Origin of the sequence: Longirhabdus pacifica (assembly GCF_004115085.1) — a bacterium.
Taxonomy (GTDB): domain Bacteria; phylum Bacillota; class Bacilli; order Paenibacillales; family DSM-105158; genus Longirhabdus; species Longirhabdus pacifica.
In genome coordinates, this window is record NZ_QXJP01000014.1 from 88091 (window position 1) to 106547 (window position 18457).

The following is an 18457-nucleotide window of genomic DNA, read 5'->3' on the forward strand; positions in this document are numbered from 1 at the left end:
ATTATAAATGGAAAAACCATCATGAAAGGTGATGAGGTTTAAGGTGAGCGACATGAACAATGACATCAACTTCCCCACTTATGGAAGTGTAGATCTTGGAAACGTTTACGCCGCAACATATACAACATTTAAAGTGTGGTCTCCTACAGCAAAACAAGTCATGCTTATCTTTTATCATTCCTGGAATGATAAGCTCGAACATAAGCAAATCGAGATGACAAAAAGTGATGGTGGAACGTGGACAACGACAGTAAAAGGGGACTTACATGGGGTCATCTACAATTACAAAGTATATAGAAGTGGCGAATGGGAAGAAGTGGTGGATCCTTACGTTAGAGCGGTGACCGTAAATGGTCATAGAGGCGTTGTTATCGATGTAAATAAAACCAATCCGAAGCATTGGTATAAACAATATAAAACGAACTTTTCACATCCTGTTGATGCTGTTTTTTACGAACTGCATGTTCGTGATTTTTCTATAGATCACCGCAGTCCTTTTCAATATAAAGGAAAGTATTTAGCTTTTACAGAAACAAACACTACGCTACATGACGGAGTAAAAATAGGATTAGATCATCTGGCTGAACTTGGCGTGACACATATTCAACTATTGCCTGTTTTTGATTATGAAAGTGTAGACGAAAGCAATCTGCATATTCCACAGTATAATTGGGGTTATGATCCAAAGCATTTAAATGTGCCCGAGGGATCTTATGCTTCTGATCCATACGATCCTATGATTAGAATAAAAGAATGGAAGAAAGCCATCCAAATTTTACATGAGAACGGCTTTAAAGTCGTCATGGATGTAGTATACAATCACCTATTTTCTGTACATGATTCGAATTTACACCAACTGGCACCAGGTTACTTTTTTCGCTATAACCAAGATGGCGCACTCATGAATAATACTGGTGTCGGCAACGATACTGCATCAGAAAGGGACATGGTGAGGAAATGGATCGTGGACTCTGTCTGCTACTGGGCTTCTGAGTACAAAATAGACGGATTTCGTTTTGATTTAATGAGTATCCACGATGTGGAAACGATGAATGACATTCGTGAACAACTAGACAAAATTGACCCCAGCATCATCATGATTGGTGAAGGCTGGAACATTAATACGGTCCTTCCTTCAGAAGACATTGCAAATCAACATAATGCACATCGTATGCCTCGTATTGCTCAATTCAATGATTTTACCCGTGATGGATTAAAAGGCAGTGTATTTCAACCTGAAGTCAGAGGATGGATCAATGGTGACTATGCACAGCAAAACAAGGTAAAAGGAAGTGTCGTTGGAGGAGTAAAGTGGAGTGACGACATTGGTCACTTTGCCAAGGAACCTGATCAATGTGTGAATTATGTAGAATGTCATGATAATCATACATTGTGGGATAAACTATCCTTTACACAACCGCATGATGATGAGCACACTAAAATAAAAATGCATAAATTAGCGATGGCATTCCTTCTTACTTCGCAAGGCATTCCTTTCCTTCACGCAGGTCAAGAATTTTTAAGAACAAAAAAAGGGGTTGCCAACAGTTACCGTTCTGGGGATGACATTAATCAGCTTGATTGGGAAAGAAAAAGAAAGTATATCGATGTATTTCAATACACAAAGGGGCTTATAACGCTCCGTGCTGCGCATTCTTCCTTTCGAATACAGCATGCAGCGGATATTCGTAAACATCTTTTGTTTTTAGACAGTGATTCATCGATGATTGCTTATCACATTTCTCATGATGAAAGAGATATTTGGAAACACATTGTAGTAGCACACAATGCAGATCGACAGGGTAAAGCATTACACTTACCTTTTCACTCTGAATGGAATATCGTCGTTAATGAACAGCATGCTGGGACAGATATATTATCCCGTTTTCATGGCAATCATGTTATCGTACCCTCTCTTTCTACGATGGTCATGTACAAATCTTAATGGGATACAGTGGAAAATATTTCGTGTTATCTCCATGAATTTCATTATATGTTTTATATATGATAAAATAATTGGTATCTGTTTCGTTTGAGGTGAATTCATGCAGCAATGGTTAGAAAATATATTTCCAATTAGACTTTCGGACATTGAACAGTGGTTAGAAACATACCAATCTTATGGTCCTATTCCTGGCATACTGGTGCCTTTCGTTGAATCATTTCTTCCATTCTTACCTTTAATCGCCATTATCATTACAAACGTTACAGCGTACGGACTGTTACCTGGGTTTTTATTTTCATGGCTTGGTGTCACGTTAGGTGCACTGAGCGTATTTTATATTGCTCGTCTCTATCAGGCTCGATTTCGCCTGTTTATCGAGCGGAAGCACCCAAAAGGAAAAGCCTTTTTTCATTGGTTTGAAAAGAGAGGTTTTTCGGCTATCTTTATCTTTTCTTGTTTTCCGTTCAGCCCTTCTTTTATCATTAATATTGTTTCAGGTATTTCTAACATTTCTATCCGTACGTTTGCCATTGCTATTGTTGCTGGCAAAGGTGTCATGATTTTTATTATTTCTCTTGTAGGACAAGATTTTCTATCCGTCTTTTACAATCCATGGCGTCTCATTTTGATGATTAGTGTTTTTGCACTGTTATGGGTGGTCGGTAAGATAGTGGAATCCAAGATAAAACAATAATATGGTAATGATAAGGTCATGTGATAAGAATGAATTTATGATAAGCAAATACGCTATGATGAGCTATACTATATAAAAAAACACGGCATCGTGAACATCACTGCCGTGTTTTTCAATTCCATCACCATTTGCGATCTAAATCTTCAGCATATAACATGATCGCCCTCTTATATAACTTAATATCTTCGTCGCACGTCGTTTCTGCTAACTGATTTAACAAGCGTTGACATGCCTCTTTATATCGACCTAAATTATATAACACCATGGCATAAAAAGCTTCAAACTCTTTCGCTTCAGGAAATAATTCCATTCCTTTTTTCAGCATTTGTTCTGCTTTTTCATATTCCCCTAACGTGCGAAATGTACTGCCTAATCCATGCAAAGCACCTCTTAAGTCTTCGCCTGATAATCCTAAATCTATTGCTTTCTCATAATAGGGAACAGCTTCTTTCTCTAATCCCATCACATCATGTGTCCACGCACATTGATAATGCACCATACAATCAGTTGGATGTGCTTCTACTAACGATAGTAACAAAGATTGTGATGATGAAAGCTCTCCTTCTTTTCTTAATGTTACCGCTTGTTCTAATTGCGTCGAAAGATCCTTCATGATGAACTCCCCTTATCTACTAAATTCATTATACAAAATGATAAAATATAAGTTTACGGCTCAGTTGCCAACCGTAAAGGTTAACATATTGAGATTTCTCCATCTTATGTTTAGCGGTTATAAGTTGATTGAACAAGTTTATTCAACTTATTATAAGATGAAGAAATGATAAAATATAAGTTTACGACTCAGTTGCCAGCCGTAAAGGTTATGATACTGAGATTTCTTCATCTTATGTTCAGCGGTTATAAGTTGATTGAACAAGTTCATTCAACTTATTATAAGATAAAGAAATGATGAAATATAAGTTTACGGCTCAGTTGCCAGCCGTAAAGGTTAACATATTGAGATTTCTTCATCTTATGTTTAGCGGTTATAAGTTGATTGAACAAGTTCATTCAACTTATTATACGTTTATGTAAAATAACATGTGAAGTAGTCCACAGGCTGAAATGAAAGCATTTCAACCTGTTCACACTAACTTCTTCAACATATTCTATATCACGCTCACGTATTCACTACAAGTATACGTATGCCGCTCTGTCTCCATTCTCATGCGTTGCTTATAAGTCCGTTACTGCACCTTTTGCAGCAGAGGATACTTGCTTCGCATATTTATACAATACTCCTCTAGTATATCTCAGTGGCGGTGCTGTCCATGCTTGTTTTCTAGCATCCATTTCTTCGTCACTGACGTCTACACTAATTTCTCTTGTCCCACTGTCAATCGTAATCATATCCCCTTCTTTTAACAGCCCGATAGGTCCCCCTACCTGCGCTTCAGGCCCAATATGACCAACGACAAATCCATGTGTACCACCTGAAAATCTTCCATCTGTAAGTAGTGCAACGTCACCGCCAAGCCCTTTTCCAATTACGATGGCCGTTATAGAGAGCATTTCTGACATCCCTGGACCACCTTTTGGACCTACGTAGCGTATCACGATGATGTCTCCTTTTTTGATCTCATCATTCATCAGCGCCTCCGTTGCATCTTCTTCCGAATCAAAGACGCGCGCAGGACCTGTGATACTGCTTGATTTGACACCAGACATTTTAGCAACTGCACCTTCTGGAGCAAGGTTCCCTTTTAATACGACGAGTGGTCCTTCTGGTTTTAATGGTTGATCAAACGGCCTAATCACATCTTGTCCTTCCTTTAGATCAGGCATTTCCGCCAAGTTTTCAGCCAATGTTTTACCCGTTACTGTTAAGCAATCCCCATGCAGCAAGCCTTGTCTAAGCAACATTTTCATGACTCCCGGCACGCCGCCAACATCACATAAATCTTGCATAACATAACGTCCACTTGGTTTAAGATCCGCCAAATGCGGTGTACGTTTACGAATCTCTTCAAAATCATCCATATTTAAATCTACATCTACCGAATGGGCAATCGCAATGAGATGAAGGAATGCATTCGTGGAACCACCCAGTGCCATCACCAACGTAATCGCATTTTCAAATGCTTTTTTCGTCATGATATCTTTAGGGTAAATGCCTTGACGAAGAAGGTCTACTACAGCCTGTCCTGCTTTGGAACAATCATTTTTCTTTGTTTCCGCAATAGCAGGGTTAGAGGAACTACCCGGTAAGCTCATTCCCATTGCCTCAATAGCAGAAGCCATCGTATTAGCGGTATACATTCCTCCGCAAGATCCTGCTCCTGGGCAAGCATGACATTCGATTTGATCTAATTGCTCTCTGTTAATATCTCCATTGTTAAATTGACCGACCGCTTCAAATGCAGAGACAATGTCGAGATCTTTTCCCTCATGTTTACCCGGTTGGATCGTACCACCATATACAAACACGGATGGTAAGTTTAAACGACCAATGGCGATCATACAGCCTGGCATATTTTTGTCACAGCCACCAATAGCAACGACTCCATCTAATCTTTCTGCGCCAACGACCGTTTCAATAGAATCTGCAATGACTTCACGACTAGGAAGAGAAAAGCGCATCCCTTCATGTCCCATCGATATGCCATCGGATACGGTGATGGTATTAAAAATAAGAGGCGCTCCTCCTCCAGCACTAGCACCAGACTTCGCTGCTATCGCAAGTTCATCTATGTGTATATTACAAGGGGTCACTTCACTCCATGTGCTCGCGATTCCGACCATCGGTTTTTTGAAATCTTCATCTTGAAAGCCGACAGCTCTAAGCATCGCTCGGTTTGGCGCTCGGTTTGCCCCCTCGCTAATGACTTTACTTCTTATACGTAGATCTTCATTTCCCATACCATTCCCATCCCTTCATTGATCTTTCTTTTTACTCATCTTAATAACCTTAAAATTATTCGTCAAGCTTTTACTACACATTTAATCAATTTTTTTAAGATCACGGATACTTCATACGGTAATGTAAAACGCTTCTAAAACGACAATCGTCCTCATAGTAATATAGTGCAGGGACATCTTACTGCTGTCTCCGCAACGTGAAAGCTGTATTAAAGCTACAAAAACTATAGTTCAAGAAAAGGAGTTGACATGAAAAGAAAACGTAGTAAAGGCACGTTCACGTTTATGCTCGTCCCCAATGCAGACAAAGAAGTAAGGCAAGTGTCCATCCACAGTCTACTATTGTATAGCATGTTCGTGATTCTAGTTATTTTCATATGTATCATGGTGATATGGCAAATACAACAAAAAAAAGATATGAATGCACAAATTGTTCAACTCAATCAAGACGTCAAATCGCAAACAGAACAATACTTTAATACGGTCGAAATGAAAAACGAAGAAATTGAACAATTACAGAATAAAATTAACTTCCTCTCCAATCAAACGACTGAAATTGAACAGGAGATCGAAGAAATAAAAGCACTCAAAAGACAGCTGGAGCAATCACCAACTAGCGGCATTGAATTACAGTCGTATAAAGATACAGCAACACCAAACCTAATGGATATCGTTACATATGAAGGTGAAATCATCCAATCTGATCCCATCGAATCTATACTATTATCCGCGCAACAGATGGAGGCAATATCAGATGAAGTGAAGGCGCAATTAAAAGAACAAATAGAAAAAGTAGAGTCAGCACCTAGCATCTGGCCTACTTCTACAAAAAGTATTACGTCCAATTTTGGCATGCGCAGTGATCCATTTACAGGGGCATATGTCATGCATAATGGAATTGATATTGACGGTGTGACCAATGATCCCATTTATGCTACCGCTAAAGGCACTATCACTGCAGTGGGGAACGACAATTCAAGGGGGAAGTACGTGATCATCACGCACAATGAAGACATAAAAACCGTGTATATGCATCTAAATGAGGCTGTGGTGGAACAAGGCAGTACCGTAACCAAAGGACAAATGATTGGCAAAATGGGAAGTACAGGACGCAGTACAGGAAGTCATCTACATTATGAAATTCAGATCCATAATAAAGCCGTGAATCCACTCCTATACTTACCTTAATGAGAGGAGGAAACCAGTGAACATGATCAAAAAAATGGATGCATTACTTCATAAACCACATAAAATGGAGACTGTTATTGGAGAAGGGTGTATTTTTGAAGGCAAATTGTTATCCCAAACGAGCATAAGAATTGATGGCACGGTCATCGGCGAAATTACGAGTTCTGGTGATGTGCATATCGGGAAAACAGGCTCTGTCAAATCCGATATTCAAGCCAATCGAGTCGTTACTTCTGGGTTAATTGAAGGCTCTGTCAAAGCAGAGGCCGGATTGACCATCCATGCTACCGGAAAAGTACTCGCAGACATCGACGTGACTACAGTAAATATTTTTGAAGGTGGAGTATTCCAAGGCAACTGTACCATGTTAGAAAAAACGCGTAAGCCGAATGTATCCTCCAACGTAAAAGAAAAAAGCAGTCCTTCACATCCACATCGCAACTCCAAAAAACATTTAAAAGCAGTGGAAAAAAAAGCAGCACAATCTTAATGTGTAAGACTTGTACAGATGCATACCTAACCTGCATCTGTTTTTCTTGATTCATATATTCAAATATATTAATATATAAATAATATAATATATTGAGGTGCTGTCTATTGAATGTAGCCATGTATTCTGAACTTGCTGACAAATTAAAAGCCATTTCACATCCTGTACGTTTATGCATGATTCACCAGTTGATGCACAAAGAAAAATGTAATGTCAGCTATATGCAGCAATGTCTAGACATGCCACAACCGACGATATCACAACATTTGACTAAATTGAAACATGCAGGTCTCATCACATCTCAGCGGCAAGGACTAGAAGTGTATTATCGTCTGACAGATAACAATATCATTCCGTTGCTTTGCAAATTGCTACAGGACGAGCAGATTAATACAAATTAGCAAAATGCAATGCAAATGAACAAAGTAGCAAACCATTCAACTAACATCATTAACCAAAATAAAGAGGAGTTGTTCTATACCATGGGAAGCAGTCCTGAAAACAGAAAAAAAGTTGTCATTGTAGGGGGCGTTGCTGGTGGAGCATCGGCGGCAGCAAGATTAAGAAGATTAGATGAACATGCGCATATTGTCATGGTTGAAAAAGGAAGTTACATTTCATTCGCCAACTGTGGTCTTCCATACTATATAGGAGAAACCATCGCAAATCGATCCAAGCTCATTGTACAGACTCCTGAATTGATGGAAAAACGTTTTCGCATCGACATTCGAACAGAAAGTGAAGTGACATCAGTAGATAGTGAAAAAAAGGTAGTACATGTTCGTGATGGGGAAAATAACAGTTACGAAGAGTCCTATGACATTTTAATTTTGTCTCCTGGTGCAAAACCAATTGTTCCCCCACTGCCTGGCGTAACATCTGATCGCATCCTTACTTTGCGCAACATGAAAGATACGGACAACATTAAATCGTATGTAGATCAGGAACAAACAGATAGCGCGATCATTGTCGGTGGTGGTTATATCGGTTTGGAAATGGCGGAAAATTTAAAGCAACGCGGATTAAAAGTGACGTTAATTGAAGCACAGAGTCACGTCCTATCTACCTTTGATCCTGACATGGCAGCGATTTTAGATAAAAAATTAATAGAAGAAAATATTGAGTTAATGACGAATGAACGCGTTGCCTCTTTCACTGAACAACAAGATGGTGTTACGGCTACGTTAAGCAGCGGCAAAACCGTGAAAGCTTCCCTCGTTATTTTAGCAGTCGGTGTGCAACCAGATACTGCCTTTCTAGCTGATAGCTCTATCGCCCTTACAGACAAAGGATACATTAAAGTAAATGAAAAACTAGAAAGTAGTGTAGAACACGTCTATGCTGTGGGAGATGCAGTAAGTATTACCTTCCCACAGGGTGAATCTATGGCTATCGCTTTGGCTGGGCCGGCGAACAAACAAGGGCGAATCGTCGCAGATGTCATCTCTGGCATGCCGACTACTTTCAAACGCTTCTCCAAATCTTCCATCGTAAAATTGTTTGATATGACTGCAGCAAGCACAGGTGAAAATGAAAAGAGCCTACAACAAGCGCAAATACCATATAACAAAATTTTTGTTCATCCCCCTTCTCATGCTACTTACTATCCAGGGGCTTCTGCTATGGTGATTAAATTATTGTTTGCAGATGATGGTAAAGTGCTAGGAGCGCAAGCGATCGGTAAAGACGGGGTAGATAAACGAATCGATACGATTGCCACTACGATACATTTCGGTGGCAGTGTACATGATTTAGCAGAACTGGATTTAACTTATGCACCTCCATACTCCTCTGCAAAAGATCCTGTGAACTTAGCTGGATTTGTAGCGCAAAATGCGTTGAATGGACTCAGTCATTATGTGGAGCCGACACAGTTAGACGATAAAGATCCGTCCTCATCTGCTATAAAGTTAGATGTAAGAACAGAGGCTGAGTTTCAGCGTGGGCATGTGGATGGCGCATTAAACATTCCTGTCGATGCGTTACGTGAACGTCTAGATGAGCTAGATACTTCCAAACCTATCCATGTGTATTGCCAAGTAGGGCTAAGAGGGCACGTCGCTTCGCGCATTCTAGCTCAGCACGGATTTAATGTAAAAAACGTAACCGGTGGATATAAATCTTATACGCAGGGGAAATAACAAGATAAAAATGTAATATACGTTATAGAAAATACAATAATTCTTCCTAATTGTAAGTCGTCCGATTGTTTAATAGGCAAGGGACGACTTCTTTTTTTATTTTACAACATCCATTACAACAATATCTTTCTCGCTTCAAGCATCCGTTGCAAGACCGTAAACAATTCAATGATGAGGAATAAAATCGTGGTCCAAACAAGAATAGATGGGAATAATATCATAATAGAAAACAGGATAAAACCTTCTGTACGCTCTGCTAATCCCGCTTGATAATAGAACGTTTTTATCCCTTTCTTTTCGGTTAATGCACCGACCGTCAAAAAAATCGTCATCGACAGTACGATAGATACAGTGAGCAATAAAAGTGGGAGCATAGCTTGTGGGAATCGAATAGCTAGACCAATAATAACAGAACATTCCACCACCCTATCGAACGTAATATCCATTAACGTTCCCCAGGCTGAAGTTTTGTTCTGCATTCGTGCCATAGAACCGTCTACCACATCCAATAACCCTGAAAACCATAGTACGATAACCGCAGCGACCAATTGATCCAGCACAATCAATACACCTGTTGTACTTCCAATCAAAAACGCGGCCCACGTCACATGATTTGCTGTCAGATTCCATCGTGTGAGCACATGTGCTATTTTATCAATACTAGGCTGTATATATTTCCTGCCGTATGTATCTAGCATGATTCACTACTCCCCTTTTTTCTCATCCTCAATGAAATGATATGTCCCGAATTGCACCGTCACTTCATCACCCATTTGTACATTTGCAGCACTCTCTGTAAACTGTCTACTATGTAAGTTTGTACCGTTCATATCCAGTATATAATCATAATACCCTTGTCTATATTGTATATTTTTTACCTTTGCAGTCAAAGGAGCATTTTCATGTTTCGTTGTCCTACTTGTCATCGAAATGGTTTCAGGTCTTAAAACTAGCCAACCACTTACCTTGCCCATGTTAGCATGCTGAAACGTATGCACGAAAGAAGAAGACGTAAACGTATCTTGCTCCCACATGCCATAAAATATATTTTTACATCCTATAAAATTAGCCACCTCGGGAGATGCTGGTGTTTCGTAACACTGCCGCGGTGTATCGATTTGCTTTACCATTCCATCGATTAAAATAACAAGCCGGTCAGCAATCGCAAACGCTTCATCACGGTCATGTGTCACAAAAATCATCGTCGTATTGGATTTTTGCTGTACATCCTGTACTAAATCTCTCATTTCTAAGCGTAGTTCCGGATCTAATGCACTGAAAGGTTCATCCAGCAGTAGTAAGTTTGGTTTCGCAGCCAGCGCCCTTGCGAGTGCTACACGTTGCTGTTGCCCTCCGCTCAATTCATGTGGGTACCGTTTTTCCATCCCTTCCATTCCTACTGCCGCCAACCATTCCTTTGCCTGCTCATGCTGTTGTTTTTTAGCAACCTTTCGCATTTTCAATGCAAATGCCGCATTATCGAGAATGGTGAGATGAGGAAACAACAGTGGTTGCTGAAACATCATCGCCATCTCCCTTTTTTCTGGAGGAAGATCGTTTATTTCTTTTTCCCCATCCAAAACTACCCCTTGTTTTAGCGGCAATAATCCAGCGACAATGTTAAGCAACGTACTTTTCCCACTTCCTGAAGGGCCTAATATGCCAATTCTCTCCCCTTCTTGAATGGAAAAATGAATATCTCGCAAAATCAACTTATCTTCATATGCATAAGAAAGGTGTTGAAGCTGAAATGAAGTCATAACGGAATTCCTTTCCTCCGATAGTAAAATGTTAAGATAAATTGCATGAAAAACAAACTTAAAAGTGTCATGATCGTATACACCATAATAAAGACAGAGCCGATGGCTTGGTCGCCACCGCTAATATACGGAAACATGAGAACAGGAATGGTCTGCACTTTTCCTGATCCAATCAGTAATGTAACAATATATTGGCTAAAAGAAACGAGCATACTTAAACTACAGCCCACGATTAATCCAGGAACAAGATGCGGTATCACAACATATCGTAATCGCTGCCATCCGTTCGCGCCTAGCGTAGCCGCCTGATTCTCCCAGTCAAAACTTAACGTCTGAAAGCTAATCACCAGCGCTCTAATCATATAAGGAAGCGTTGGAGCAATATGAGCCAATATGACACCTGTCACCGTTCCAATGAGTCCATATCGTAAAAAGTCTAAATAGATGCCCATGCTCGTAATCAGCGGAGGAACAATGAGCGGTGCATAAAATAATAGTTCAATCCAGGCTTTCCCTTTCCATTTAAACCTTGCAATCGCATTAGCAGCTGGAATGGATAATAGTATATTAATGAACGTGACAACGAAAGCAATAACCACCGTCATCCATACCGCATTCCAAATCGACGTGTTAGACAAAAAAACATATTCCCATGCCCGCAAGTCATATCCACTTGGGAAAAGATCTGGCCAAGACCAATGCACGGAAAAACTCATTAAAATTAAAGGCACGAAAGGGATACATACGATAAAAAGTAGGACGAAAGACAGCGATACTACCCATAGCGTGTATTTATTCTTTTTCAACACCACATCACCACCTTGCTCCGCGAACGTGCCACTGTAGTTTTTTTAACGAACGGAGTATCAGCAGGCCGAGGACAGCCGTAATGATGACGAGTAAAATATTCACTGCCAACGCTTCTTCTCTAAAGTCAAACCCACCGCTACTGTAATATTGATAAGATAAGACCGCAATGTGCTTCGGATAGGTCACACCGAGCAAATAAGGAACTTCAAATGCAGTAAAAGTAAACGCAAAAACAATATAGCCTGAGGTCAAAACGCTTGGAAGAAGCAGTGAAAAAATAGTGAAAAAATATTGCCGTATGGAAGCGCCATGTACTCTGGCCATCTGCATCCATGAGGGTTCTAGTCTAAGCAACACCGGATACACTAGCAGAAAAATGAACGGAACTTCTTTCCACACATAAGTAAATATAATCGACCAACCATAAGGATCATGGACAAGGATAGGAAACTGATCTATTTGTTCAATCCAACCTAAACTGTAGGATAACCTCGATATCCAACCACTTTGCGTAAATAGCAAAAAAAACATATATGCCACTGCAATATGTGGAAGCAATAGTGGCAGCTGCTGTAAACGTATCACGCTCTTGATCTTTGTTCCACCTGAAACACGTAGTGATAAATAGTACGTAGCAAAAGCCATCATCGTCCCTATCCACATCGACACGATAGTAGAAGTAGAGGCAATGGTCAAAGAATAGGTTAGAGAATTCCAAAAGTCTTCGGATAACAGCACACTGCGATACGCTTCAAAAGAAAGAGAATACGTGCTAGAAGCCACATACACACCTACACTTTGTAGTAGCCCCTGCAGTATTCCTCCTAAAAACAACATCACGAGCATCAACACAGCAGGCAAAACATAAACGTATGGCTTAATTTTTTGCCACATGTTCAAACCATTCTTTCTCTAGATAAGGAACATACTCCGCTCTAATTTCCGGCACTTGATGCGAAGAGAGCTCTTCTTCTGATAACGTAATATCCCCTCTCGCTTGCTCTATTTCCATTATACGCTGCACATCATCTGCTTCTAATAAACTAGCATCTAGCACCATGCCTTCACCCCAATATGTTGGATCACTCTTACGAATCTGCGCTTCTGGTGAAACGAGAAAATTAATCGCTACCATCGCAGCTGCTTTGTTTGGCGCATTGAATGGAATGGATAAATAATGAGAGTTAGTTAATGTGCCTTGCTCCAATACAAACGTTTTTGTGGTAGTGGGAAAATTACCATTCATGACTTCATTACTTGCTTTAGCAGGGTCATAGGCCATGGTCATCCACACCTCTCCTCCTGCAAAGAGCGTATCCAACTTACTTGCGCTTTCTGGATACGTTTTTCCTTCTCTCCACAAATAAGGCTCTATCTCATTTAAATAATCCCACATCGGTTGCACATCATCCTTGAGCGCGTCTTCATTCAGCGCAACATCATAGTTCTCATAGCCACCTGTCGTCTCATATAACACGTGTCGAATAAAAGCACTCCCATGAAAATCTGGAGGAGCAGGATACGTAAACCTTCCAGGGTTATCCATGACCCATTGCTTCAATTCCTCCATACTTTTAGGAGGAGAGGTTACTTTTTCACTATCATAAATAAAAACGAATTGTGCTTTACCCCATGGCACTTCTAACCCTTCCGTATCCATGCCAAAGTCAGTAAACAATGCTTTTGAATCCAAATCCATATAACGATTTACATTGGGAATCTTGTCAGCAAAAGGTTGCCACAACAACCCTTCCTCTTTGGTAGATTTGAAGTTTTCACCATTGATCCATATGATATCCGCATTCCCTGTTGCTCCTGCCTTTTTTTCGGCAAGTAACTGCGTGAGAACATCCTTTGTATCACTTACTGGAACTCTTTTAAATGTAACGCCGTAACGCTCTTGCATTGCTGGGGCAACATAGTCATCCATATAGCGGTTAATGGACTCGCTTCCACCCCACATGTACATCGTAACGGTACTGCTATCTGCTTTCGCCACGATCTCTTCCCATGATTGATCCAATAATGTCATATCTTCTTCTAGATCATCCTTAGTACTACAAGCTGTGAGCACCACCATGACAAAGAACAACGAGCACGCAATGAACCACTTTCTATTCAACTCATGACACCTTCTTCCTCTTCTTTATATAACGGTATAATGGAGCTGTTAAAGATAGTAGTACAACAAAAGTCACGGCCAAAATAAACTGCCACGAAAAAACGTTGTGAAACGAATGCCCTAAATTATTAAAAGCAAATGCTGCTGGCAAGATGCCCAGCGATGTGGCAATAGCATAGTCACGAAACGAAACTTTAGATAGACCTGCGCCATAATTAATCGCATCAAATGGAATAAGCGGAATGAGCCTTAAAATCAGAATCGTTTGAAACCCTTTTCCTTCTGTAATTTGTTCTACTTTCCCTAATCGCTGACCAAACCAACGCTGAACGGCTTCTTTACCAAAATAACGAGATATACCAAAAGCAAGGTATGCACCGAGCGAAGCGCCAATGAGATCATATAATGTCCCCCACCACGGTCCAAATGCATAACCACCTGATAACGTTAAAATGAGCGATGGAAAAAGAATTAATGGCCTTACTGTGTACAAAAATATATATACAAGCGGTCCCCAAATACCAAAGGACAAAATAAAATCTCTTATAATTTCAGGAGAAAACTGATGCAGTTCAAAACGAATAGCGACGATAACACCCGTAATAACAAACAGCGACAACAGGATCAATTTCATATAACGTGATTTTATACTTAGTTTCATCTGAACCACCTCACATACCTGCGCACCCATTTTACAATAGGTCCGGTAAACAACGTTTCTCTCCAGTATAAATCTGCTGTTTGTTGCACCGCCATACTGCGGGCAGGATAAGGATGAATGACTTGTGAGATAGATCCTATTTTATGTTTATATTGCTTCGCAAATACGACCTCCTGCATGATATCCCCTGCACCGCTTCCTACTGCATGCGCACCTACGATATATCCTTTTTTATCTGTGATGATCTTGATCATTCCCGTTGTCTCTTGATCAATAATAAACCGATCAGATTGACTCAACGGTAACGTATACACCTTTATTGTATGACCTATCTTCTGTTTTGCTTCTTTTTCTGTATATCCTAAATGAAACAATTCCGGATCGGTGTAGATAACCCATGGCAAATGATCATACGTGGCCTTTTGTCTTATCCCTAACACAGCACTACTGACCACCTTTTTACCTTCATATGCTGCTTTGTGTGTGAAGGAAGGAACGCCGTTCACATCTCCGATGGCATAAATATGCTTTTTATTGCTCTGTAATGCCGAATTGACAGGGATAAAACCATTACTTTCCATTTTAATGCCTGCTGCATCACATTGCAATGATTCCGTATTCGCTGTACGTCCCGTAGCAATCAACAATTGATCACATGACGTGGAATGTGTTTCGTTTTCTTGGCTATAGTGCACGACTTTTTTATTTTCGTTACTTGTTATTTCTTCGATGCTTGCGTTATATATGATGTTAACGCCCTCCGCTTGTAAATTTTGAACTAAAACATCTCGTATGTCTTCATCTTCAAACGGGAGTAATGCGTTAGATCTTTCAAAAATCGTTACTTTCGTACCTAATCTTTGAAATATTTGGGCAAATTCAATACCGATGACACCACCGCCGATGATTCCCAACGTATTTGGTTTTTCCTCTAGATCAAAGATGATGTCGTTCGTTAGAAATGGCACTTGATCTAATCCTTTAATTGGTGGAATACTTGGTCTTGATCCTGTGGCAATGACAATCTTCTTACCGTGTAATGATTCATTTTCCACTTTCACCACATGGTCATCCACGAACTGTGCAGCGCCCTTGAACACTTGAATACCAAGATCAATGAAACGTTGTTCATCGTCATGTTCTTGTATCGTATCTATGGCTTGTTTAGATTGATTGAGTACAACTTGAAAATCCGGTTCCCCTTGGATTTGAGTATGAAAAAGCGATGCTGCTTTATGCATATGATGTACTAATTTTGCAGAAGAGACTAGCGATTTGGTCGGAACACATCCTGTCCACAAACAATCTCCACCTAGTCGGTCTTTCTCTATTAATGCGACGCTAGCACCTAAATTAGCCGCTCCTACAGCAACCACTAATCCACCCGCTCCGCCGCCTATAACGATCATATCGAATTTTTGCATCGTAAACCCTCCTCTATCTGTTCATTGCCTTGTTTATGTTCTGGTATGGAGAAAAGGAATAAAAATAAAACCTTGTTATTTTATCTGTTTAGTATAACTTAGTTTCAGCTAAATTTTATAAATATGACAAGATTTAAGGAATAATTAATATTCTCTTAAGATGTTCTGTAGCTCATCAAACATACAACGTTTAGCTATACCAAACATGTATGACCATAGGGCTTGTCATCTTATTGGGCTATAGCACAAATGGTTGCGTTGCAATAGAAGCAAGAAAAAAGCCTTGAAAGGCTCATTATCCATGAACTCATCAAGACTATAACTTTATTTTTGATTTTTCTGAATTTAATATTAAAGCAAATAAAAAAACACATCCGTACGCTGAGAAGCTATATGTATCAAGGGTCTTCTTTATCTACATTGTATCACAAGACCAACCTGAAATAGACAGACCCATCGCCGAAAAAATACAAGGTTATACCCACAAACCATATGAAGCTGAAATTCAATCTAGATAAACCATTCACTCGGGATGTACTGTTAGAAACATATTATTTATAATGTAGGACAGACATGGAAATTAAAGGAGGTAATAATCATGACGTATCCAAAAGTACCGAACTATCATCATGTAGCTGATGTAATCAGAGATTACAGTTCATTAAAACATGAATTAGGTTCACAAGGTGTGCAAGACATACTGGATCATGTATATGAAGAGATGCAAAATGCGGTAAAAAAGTTAGACAATTTAGCTATTGATAAAGCGCTTTCAAACCAAGAACCAAATGACTTACAACATATTCGAAATCTTAGACCGAGTGGTCCTAGAAAACTGTGGACTACATGGGATGAAGAGAAATACAAGGACAAACTAGAAGGCGCATTTCTAGCAAGAATGGCAGGCTGTACATTAGGTGCACCTGTAGAATTTTGGTCGATACAAGAAATGAAAAATTGGGCGACTTATATTGGCGACACTTTCCCCCCAGTAGATTACTGGTCTAAAATAAAGCAGCCTTATGAACTTCGCTATAGTAAAGGCGATTTTATTTATTATACAAGAGATGAAATGCATAAAGTGCCTGTCGATGATGATATCACTTACACGATACTCAGTCTCATGATTGTAGAAAACTACGGTGCTGATTTTACAACAGAAGATGTAGGTAAAGCATGGCTTAAACATCTTCCACTCGCTTGCACTGCGGAAGAGATCGCATTAAACAACTTAAAACAAAATATGCAAGCTAACAACTGTGCAGAATACGATAACCCCTATTCCCAATGGATAGGTGCGGATATTCGTTCCGATGGGTTTGCGTACATGGCTCCTGCTTATCCACAAAAAGCAGCACAAATGGCATACTATGATGCTTATTTAAGTCATCGTCGCAATGGAATATACGGAGAAATGTTCTTTGCTGCTGCGCAGTCTGCTGCATTTGCAGTGGATGATGCTGTTGAAGCGTTGAAAATTGGACTAACAGAAATTCCTGCTCAATGTAAATTAGCAGAAGATGTCACATGGGCGATGGAAATCGGTAAAACTATAGCGAACTATCAGGAAGCTAGAGATGCAGTAGATCAGCGTTTTGAAGGAATGAGTCATGCGCATACAAATAACAATGCTTGTCTTACCATCTTCGGTTTAATGATTGGAGGCCATGATGTTACCAAGGTTATTTCTGAAACGGTAGCGATGGGAATGGATAATGATTGTACAGCAGCAACCGCTGGCAGTATTGTAGGTGCTATTGTAGGTAAAAAGGGTGTTTCTGAACATTGGTACAAAAACTTCAACAATACAGTAGACACGTATTTAACCCATATAGGTGAAGTGAACATAGACGATATGCTTATGAGGTTCACGAAACAAGCTAAAACAGTATATAAAGTGTAACTTCGAAACGTTTCTTTGTATTATTTTTTACTACATAAGATCTATCATCTTACTATGACCCTTTTTTTACAATCTTAGTAGGCGATAGAACTTTAACGTTTTCTGAAAGAAGTCTCCATCTTCAAGCGTGTGAAGGGCGAAGCCCAACGATAAGGTGGAGATGAATTTCGGTTGGCGTTAGCCAAAAATATTGTATGTTATTTTCAACATTGATATAATCAATATTAGTTAATCAGTATTAGTTAGTAGAAAGGTTGTTATATCAATGACGTTAGATAACAATAATCACTCAGTTTTCTCCCTGCATTATCACCTTGTTTTGGTAGTGAAATATGGTATCGTTCAAGGCACATCCTAATAGCCAATGATCAACGTTTCTAAATGCTTATAAAAGCAAGGAAGAAAGTAGGTGTCAGTGATGTTGAAAGCATATAAGTATCGTATCTATCCAAATCAAGAA

General features: G+C 39.7%; 16 protein-coding genes. 7 read left to right on the plus strand and 9 right to left on the minus strand.

The features are described 5' to 3' along the window. Positions 1-52 precede the first annotated feature (52 nt). Positions 53-1945 (plus strand): type I pullulanase, encoded by a 1893-nt coding sequence (pulA, locus tag D1Z92_RS11230; RefSeq protein WP_164931580.1) that lies wholly within the window; start codon positions 53-55, stop codon positions 1943-1945. Positions 1946-2045: 100 nt separating this feature from the next. Further along, entirely contained in the window at positions 2046-2639 is a 594-nt protein-coding gene (locus D1Z92_RS11235) for a TVP38/TMEM64 family protein (protein ID WP_128895769.1), read from the plus strand. 121 nt (positions 2640-2760) lie between these two features. Here D1Z92_RS11235 and D1Z92_RS11240 read toward each other — a convergent pair whose 3' ends face one another. Beyond that, positions 2761-3252 carry a tetratricopeptide repeat protein gene (locus D1Z92_RS11240; protein WP_128895770.1) on the minus strand — a complete coding sequence of 164 codons (492 nt, stop codon included), beginning with the start codon at positions 3250-3252 and terminating at the stop codon, positions 2761-2763. A gap of 563 nt (positions 3253-3815) precedes the next feature. Further along, positions 3816-5498: a dihydroxy-acid dehydratase gene (gene ilvD / locus D1Z92_RS11245; protein ID WP_128895771.1), complete on the minus strand. Its 1683-nt coding sequence runs from the start codon at positions 5496-5498 to the stop codon at positions 3816-3818. 249 nt (positions 5499-5747) lie between these two features. On the opposite strand from ilvD, the gene D1Z92_RS11250 reads away from it, so the two are divergent. The 4 genes from D1Z92_RS11250 (at position 5748) to D1Z92_RS11265 (ending at position 9317) form a co-directional block, all read left to right on the plus strand. Beyond that, positions 5748-6686 carry a M23 family metallopeptidase gene (locus D1Z92_RS11250; protein ID WP_128895772.1) on the plus strand — a complete coding sequence of 313 codons (939 nt, stop codon included), beginning with the start codon at positions 5748-5750 and terminating at the stop codon, positions 6684-6686. 22 nt (positions 6687-6708) lie between these two features. Continuing rightward, entirely contained in the window at positions 6709-7176 is a 468-nt protein-coding gene (locus D1Z92_RS11255; RefSeq protein WP_240666695.1) for a bactofilin family protein, read from the plus strand. A 107-nt stretch (positions 7177-7283) separates the two neighbouring features. Then, a complete protein-coding gene (locus D1Z92_RS11260; RefSeq protein ID WP_240666689.1) occupies positions 7284-7577 on the plus strand; it encodes an ArsR/SmtB family transcription factor in 294 nt (97 codons plus the stop codon). Between the two features lie 81 nt (positions 7578-7658). Further along, on the plus strand, positions 7659-9317 hold the full coding sequence (locus tag D1Z92_RS11265; protein ID WP_164931581.1) for an FAD-dependent oxidoreductase: 1659 nt from the start codon (positions 7659-7661) through the stop codon (positions 9315-9317). 113 nt (positions 9318-9430) lie between these two features. Here the strand turns inward: D1Z92_RS11265 and D1Z92_RS11270 are convergent, their stop codons facing one another. The 7 genes from D1Z92_RS11270 to D1Z92_RS11300 are packed head-to-tail and all read right to left on the minus strand — an operon-like array spanning position 9431 to position 16094. Next, positions 9431-10015 carry a CDP-alcohol phosphatidyltransferase family protein gene (locus tag D1Z92_RS11270; protein WP_128895775.1) on the minus strand — a complete coding sequence of 195 codons (585 nt, stop codon included), beginning with the start codon at positions 10013-10015 and terminating at the stop codon, positions 9431-9433. A gap of 6 nt (positions 10016-10021) precedes the next feature. After that, the gene (locus D1Z92_RS11275; RefSeq protein ID WP_128895776.1) at positions 10022-11077 is read right to left on the minus strand and encodes an ABC transporter ATP-binding protein; all 1056 of its coding nucleotides are present in this window, start codon (positions 11075-11077) and stop codon (positions 10022-10024) included. Beyond that, entirely contained in the window at positions 11074-11886 is an 813-nt protein-coding gene (locus tag D1Z92_RS11280; protein ID WP_206099745.1) for an ABC transporter permease, read from the minus strand. Before D1Z92_RS11280 ends, D1Z92_RS11275 begins: the two co-directional genes overlap by 4 nt. Positions 11887-11890: 4 nt before the next feature. Then, positions 11891-12781: an ABC transporter permease gene (locus tag D1Z92_RS11285; RefSeq protein WP_128895777.1), complete on the minus strand. Its 891-nt coding sequence runs from the start codon at positions 12779-12781 to the stop codon at positions 11891-11893. Beyond that, the gene (locus D1Z92_RS11290; protein WP_240666690.1) at positions 12765-14009 is read right to left on the minus strand and encodes an ABC transporter substrate-binding protein; all 1245 of its coding nucleotides are present in this window, start codon (positions 14007-14009) and stop codon (positions 12765-12767) included. The genes D1Z92_RS11285 and D1Z92_RS11290 overlap by 17 nt, the downstream gene beginning before the upstream one ends. A 1-nt stretch (position 14010) precedes the next feature. Further along, on the minus strand, positions 14011-14670 hold the full coding sequence (locus tag D1Z92_RS11295; RefSeq protein ID WP_164931582.1) for a TVP38/TMEM64 family protein: 660 nt from the start codon (positions 14668-14670) through the stop codon (positions 14011-14013). After that, the gene (locus D1Z92_RS11300; RefSeq protein WP_128895779.1) at positions 14667-16094 is read right to left on the minus strand and encodes a dihydrolipoyl dehydrogenase family protein; all 1428 of its coding nucleotides are present in this window, start codon (positions 16092-16094) and stop codon (positions 14667-14669) included. The genes D1Z92_RS11295 and D1Z92_RS11300 overlap by 4 nt, the downstream gene beginning before the upstream one ends. A gap of 598 nt (positions 16095-16692) precedes the next feature. Between D1Z92_RS11300 and D1Z92_RS11305 the strand changes: the two genes are divergently transcribed. Then, positions 16693-17997, plus strand: coding sequence for an ADP-ribosylglycohydrolase family protein (locus D1Z92_RS11305; RefSeq protein WP_128895780.1), 1305 nt, complete (start codon positions 16693-16695; stop codon positions 17995-17997). Positions 17998-18457: the final 460 nt, after the last annotated feature.